Source organism: Shewanella sp. ECSMB14102 (assembly GCF_000813075.1).
Lineage (GTDB): Bacteria > Pseudomonadota > Gammaproteobacteria > Enterobacterales > Shewanellaceae > Shewanella > Shewanella indica.
The window spans coordinates 1-481 of record NZ_JWGX01000141.1 but is presented as its reverse complement, the minus strand read 5'-3'; the positions used below and the strand labels follow the sequence as shown (position 1 = coordinate 481).

The 481-nt window shown below is 57.2% G+C and carries 1 protein-coding gene; it reads right to left on the bottom strand.

Going from position 1 to position 481, the window contains the following annotated elements; all coding sequences use genetic code 11:
- The coding region (locus RC73_RS21330; RefSeq protein ID WP_235370049.1) for a hypothetical protein at nt 1-189 on the bottom strand (189 nt) is incomplete at its 3' end.
- Between the last annotated feature and the right edge of the window lie 292 nt (nt 190-481).

The following is a 481-nucleotide window of genomic DNA, read 5'->3' as shown; positions in this document are numbered from 1 at the left end:
GCTCGCCTTCCTTGGCTCGCGCTCATAAGCTTGTTGCTTCGCAACATTCACCTTGCTCGACCTTCGAGCCTCGACATCCCTGTCTCGGCTACGCCGATTTGCAACAACGCCAGCGGCGGCTCCGAAGGGGAGCTGGTGCAATTCTGTTAGCGCTGAGTAGCTGGAAACATCTGAAGTGTCTTCAGACATACACCTCATTTCCAGGCACAGGCGGAACTGTGACCTTCCGAGCCAGGGATGGCGAGGCAGAGCTTACAGGGACGTACTCGCAGCGAGTCACAGGATCGCCTGTGCGAGAGCGCACCGCAGGTGATTGACTACACCGTGGCCGGAAGCTCGGCCAATACTAACTTAGGAACTTTTAGCTGGAAGCTATATTAGCCGCTGTGCCAGCGGCCTAAAGTCGTGGAGCAAGTGCATCCATGCACAAGGGCCAGTTCGCCATCCCTGGCTCTCGCTCGTAAGCATGTCGCTATGCGAC